The 4,261-nt window shown below is 70.5% G+C and carries 5 protein-coding genes; 3 read left to right on the top strand and 2 right to left on the bottom strand.

Annotated features, from left to right (window positions below; translation table 11 throughout):
• Positions 1-1,749: type IV secretory system conjugative DNA transfer family protein (locus AN218_RS19890; protein ID WP_476755968.1), on the top strand; the 1,749-nt coding region annotated here is incomplete at its 5' end.
• Positions 1,750-1,864: 115 nt separating this feature from the next.
• Here the strand turns inward: AN218_RS19890 and AN218_RS19885 are convergent.
• Positions 1,865-2,302: a hypothetical protein gene (locus AN218_RS19885; protein WP_070018252.1), complete on the bottom strand. Its 438-nt coding sequence runs from the start codon at positions 2,300-2,302 to the stop codon at positions 1,865-1,867.
• 336 nt (positions 2,303-2,638) lie between these two features.
• Here AN218_RS19885 and AN218_RS19880 point away from each other — a divergent pair, with 336 nt between their 5' ends.
• Together AN218_RS19880 and AN218_RS19875 are read left to right on the top strand one after the other, a co-directional pair.
• The gene (locus tag AN218_RS19880) at positions 2,639-2,947 is read left to right on the top strand and encodes a hypothetical protein (protein ID WP_070018251.1); all 309 of its coding nucleotides are present in this window, start codon (positions 2,639-2,641) and stop codon (positions 2,945-2,947) included.
• Positions 2,944-3,201 carry a hypothetical protein gene (locus AN218_RS19875; RefSeq protein ID WP_070018250.1) on the top strand — a complete coding sequence of 86 codons (258 nt, stop codon included), beginning with the start codon at positions 2,944-2,946 and terminating at the stop codon, positions 3,199-3,201. Before AN218_RS19880 ends, AN218_RS19875 begins: the two co-directional genes overlap by 4 nt.
• Positions 3,202-3,370: 169 nt before the next feature.
• Here AN218_RS19875 and AN218_RS19870 read toward each other — a convergent pair whose 3' ends face one another.
• Complete coding sequence (locus tag AN218_RS19870; RefSeq protein WP_070018249.1) at positions 3,371-4,141, bottom strand: GntR family transcriptional regulator; 771 nt, start codon at positions 4,139-4,141, stop codon at positions 3,371-3,373.
• Between the last annotated feature and the right edge of the window lie 120 nt (positions 4,142-4,261).

Below are 4,261 nucleotides of genomic sequence, written 5' to 3'. Positions count from 1 at the left end.
CGGCTGCAGACCGTCTCGGCGGCGCTGAAGACCTTCGCCGGGGAGGCGCGGCTCTCCCCGCGGGGCCGCCGGCTGGGGCCGTGGGCGTGGGGTCCGGACCGGCGGCCGCTGCGCGGCGGCTTCGAGCGGCGCTGGGCCAGCGGGCAGGTCGACCCGGGGCGGGCGGGGTGGCTGCATCTGGGGGAGATCGCGGGCCTGCTGAAGCCGCCGACGGTGCGCTGCCGGCTTCCGGTGACAGCCGCGGATGTGCCGTCCTACCGGGTGGGGGCGCCGGGGCTGATACCGCAGGGCTGGATGTATACGGCGGACGGGCGGCAGCGGCTGATCGCCTCACCCGTCCACGAGACTCTGTTCTCCGTCCGGGTGGGGAAGGCCAACTACGGGAAGACGACGCAGGCCGCGGTGCAGTACGCCGCCCTCGCGCACGGCCAGTCCTACGGCGCGCTGTTCGTCGACCCGCACGGCGACGCCTTCGCCGAGGCGGCGCCGTATCTGGCCCATCCGCACATCATGGCGCGGCTGCTGTACGTGGATCTGACGGGCGCCGACCCGTACGCGAAGCTCGGGACGTGGAACTCGCTCGGAGTGGAGCGCGGCCAGGACCCCTCGCAGGTGGTGTGGGCCAGCGTCGATGCGTTCGCCTCCACGCTGGGCTGGAGCGACCAGACCCACCCGCGGGCGCTGACGCTGGCGACGAAGGCGCTGGAGGTGCTGGTCGCCCTCAACGTCTGCGCGGTCGCCGACGGCAGACCGGACCGGCAGGCGACGCTTTTCCAGGTCGCGCCGCTGCTGACGGACGCGGCCTGGCGGCAGCGGGCCCTGGCCCGTATCCACGCCGGAACCGGACAGCGCGACAGCGAACAGATGCGCTGGTGGCGGGAGGTCTTCCCCACCATCCCGCCGGACGGCTACTCCACCGTGCTCAACCCCGTCGAGCGGCTGCGCTCCTCCCGCCCGATCCGCGCTTTCCTCGGACGGCCCGTCAGCACCTTCAACCTGCGCGAGGCGATGGACGAGCGGCGCCTGGTGTGGCTGTGCCCCTCGGCGTCCGGACCCACCGACCGCCTGCTGCTGAACATGATCTTCCGGGACCTCTACCGTGCCGGGATCTCCCGCCGCGACACCCCGGCCGCCGAGCGGGTCGACTTCCACGCCTTTATCGACGAGCTGATCTCCGTGGACGGCGGCACGACGACGCTCGCTCAGATCACCGAGGAGCTGCGGAAGTTCGGCGTCCGCCTGCACGGCATGACGCAACTGCTCCAGCGCATCAGCACGGCGACGCGGGAGAGCTTGATGCAGAACGCCTCGACCATCTCCACCACCGCCGCGTCCGCGGACTCGGCGGCCCTGATCGCGCGGGAATGGGACGGCGCCGTCACCACGGCGGAGATCACCGCGCTCGACCGCTTCGAGCACTACCTGACGCTGACCAGCGGCGGCCGCCGTATCGGTCCGCTGCGTATCCGCGGCCCGCAACTCTCGGAGGTCTTCTCCGGGCAGCACCGGCCGGACAAGGTCCGCGCTCTGCGTGCAGCGTCCGACACCAACCTCGACGCGATGCCCGTACCCGACGCGGTCCGGGCCGCCGACGAACACACCGCACACGTCGGCGAGTTCCTCGGCACCCTGCCCGGCAAGCAGCTCGGCCCCGGCGGCCCGGCCGGCGGGGCCGATCCCGCGCACGGAAGGACAGACGACGACGACGGGGAGGACGGCGACGGGCCCGTACGGCCTGAACTCGCCTGAATGTCGCCTTCCAGGGCGGAGTTGCTTCAGGAAGCGAGGACCGCGAAGGCAGCGCCGTATCCGTATGACGTCAATAGCTGCCCAGGCCAGTCCGCCCAGATTGCCACTCAGGTGATCATGGCCGACCGTTTTCGTTGACCGAGTCGAGGTAGAAGGACACCTCGCGGTGCGCGGTTTCGATGGCCCACCTGGTGGACCTGTGGCCAGGGACCAGGTCGGGGTCACTGAATGTGAAGTGGTCGCGCAGCGCCTTCTCCAGTCGCTCCGCCGCGACCCTCAGCTCCATCTTCTTGCTGTTCTCAGCCCTTTCACACCCGGAACAGGAGCCGGCGAGCCGGGCGAGGACGCCAGGTCCACGTCGCACACAACGGTCGCAGCGGTAGTCCTCCACCGACCGCAGCGTGAGCCGCGCCTGGCTGCTGTGCGCAGTCTGGACGGCGTATCGGAACCGGTCGCTGTCGGTGTACCCGTTCTCTGGCAGCCATGCTCGAAGGGCCCGGACCACGGGTGGCGCGAACGGCCCGTCAGGATGCTTCTGGTCCTCGTTGCTCATCGTCGTTCTGCTTCCCCGTCGTCGATTGTTCGTTCAGCGGGCGTGCGTCAGGCTATGCCCGACATACGACATGCTGCCCTTGAGGCTCTTCGGCCGCGGCGGGTGCTCGGTCCCGGGCGGTGTGGCCACGGAGGGCAACCCTCCGCGGCTGGCGGGGCGAAGGCGTCCAGGGCGGCACTGCGTCCTGATCCCCTCTTCCTTCCCCTCTCGCTCGTTGACGCACGAGGGGAAGGGAGGGTGTACGGGCGTGGTGCGCGTCCTTCGAGAGTGCCCGGGTCCGCTGAGGCCCTCCCCTACGGCGGACGTGACGGCGTACGGTGAGGGACAGCACACCCGATGCAGTTGCAGAAGGAGGCCGCCGTCGTGAGCGTCGCCCAGCCCGCGTACGTGCCGGACCCGCGCGTAGCGCCTCTCCCCCGCACCATCAACGCCGTCTCGAAGGTGCTTCCCCCGGAGGTGCGGCGGCAGTTCTTGGAGAGGATCGGCAAGGCGGAGATCGGCAGCGAAGGCTTCCGGGAGGTCTTCTCCGGCTACTACGCCGAAGCGCACCGGCACGTGGTCGGAAGTGCGCGTCCGCAGGCGAAGACCGCTCCCGGGTCCGGCAGGCGCTACCCGCTTCCCGACCTCGAAGCGGGGGTTGGGTGAGCGACGTACCACCCCGCTGGACCGTTGAGCTCGAAGAGGTCCCGTACGCCGTGCTGCAGACCATCCGCGAGAGCGGGCACGGCGACTTGTACAAGGAGATCGTGAACTTCCTCCGGCCCCTGGCTTCGGAGATCGGCGGGGACGTGGAGGGAGCCAAGAAGCTGCCCGGACTGCCGATCGGCGACGGCCGCTACAGCTCGTACCGTGGTCGTCACCGACCTGATCTGGATCCACACCGGCTGAGGAGTCGGTGATACGCGGAACCAGTCCTGCAATGAGTCAGGGCCTCCGGCCGATGCGGGTGAGGCCGTAGCCGGATCTCCAACTCGTTTCGAGAGCTTGCCTGTTCGGGAACCCGGTCCCGGTCAGGTGATGAGCGCGCTGAACGTCTTGGAGGGCAACCCGGCTGCGTCACGGTCACCGTCATGGTCGTCTGTCGCTCCCCCTGGGCGGCTCGTCATCGAGGGGGAAGCTGTTCTCGACGATGAGGGTGTCGGCGCGGTAGGTGAGGCGGCCGACCTCGACGACCCGGCCGTCGGCGGTGAGGTGGCGTCGGGTGCAGCGGACGACTGCGATGCCGGGGCCGAGGTTCAGGGCGGTCGCTTCGCCGGGGGTCGCTTCGCCGTAGGTGAAGCGCTCGGTGACGACGGCAGGACGGAGGCCGATGCTCTCCAACTCGGCGCGTACGGGCCCAGTGCCGGCGGTTTGCTCGTCGGCGAGAGGCGTACGGGCGATGTCGGCCCATCGCAGGTAGCTGACGGTCAGGTGCGGGGGCGTGTTGTCGGCGTGGATGGTCAGGTGCTGAGCGCGGAGGCGGGTGCCGGTGCGGGTGGCGAACAGCTCGGCGAGGTCAGTGTCGGCCTGGAGGTGTTCGAGACGCCGCTCGATGCGGCTGGTCGCTCCGGTGGGCTCGGCTGCCGCCGCGGTGCTGGAGCGGCGGTAGCGGTCGGCGGACAGGTGGAGGGGCGGGGTGGGGGCGGCGACGCGGGTGCCGCCGCGGCCGCGGGATTCGATGAGGCCTTTGCGGTGCAGGAGCCGGAAGGCCATACGGACGGGCATCTCGGAGACGCCTTCGGCACGGGCGATGTCGGGGATGAACGGAAGGCGCTCCCCGGGGGCGAGCTCTCCGCTGGTGATGCGTTGCTCCAAGGCGGCGGCGATGCGCTCGTACGCGCTCGTGTGCTGCTCCGTCACCCGCGACCCCGGCTCTGATCGACATCTCTTGGCGGGTACTTTGCCTGCCCGATGGCGGGATGCCAACTCGTCACCGCGTCGGCGCTGAGGGGCGGAGTCCTTCGTGGGCGACTGCCCACG

Source organism: Streptomyces nanshensis (assembly GCF_001751255.1).
Lineage (GTDB): Bacteria > Actinomycetota > Actinomycetes > Streptomycetales > Streptomycetaceae > Streptomyces > Streptomyces nanshensis_A.
This window is presented reverse-complemented; position numbering and strand designations above follow the sequence as displayed.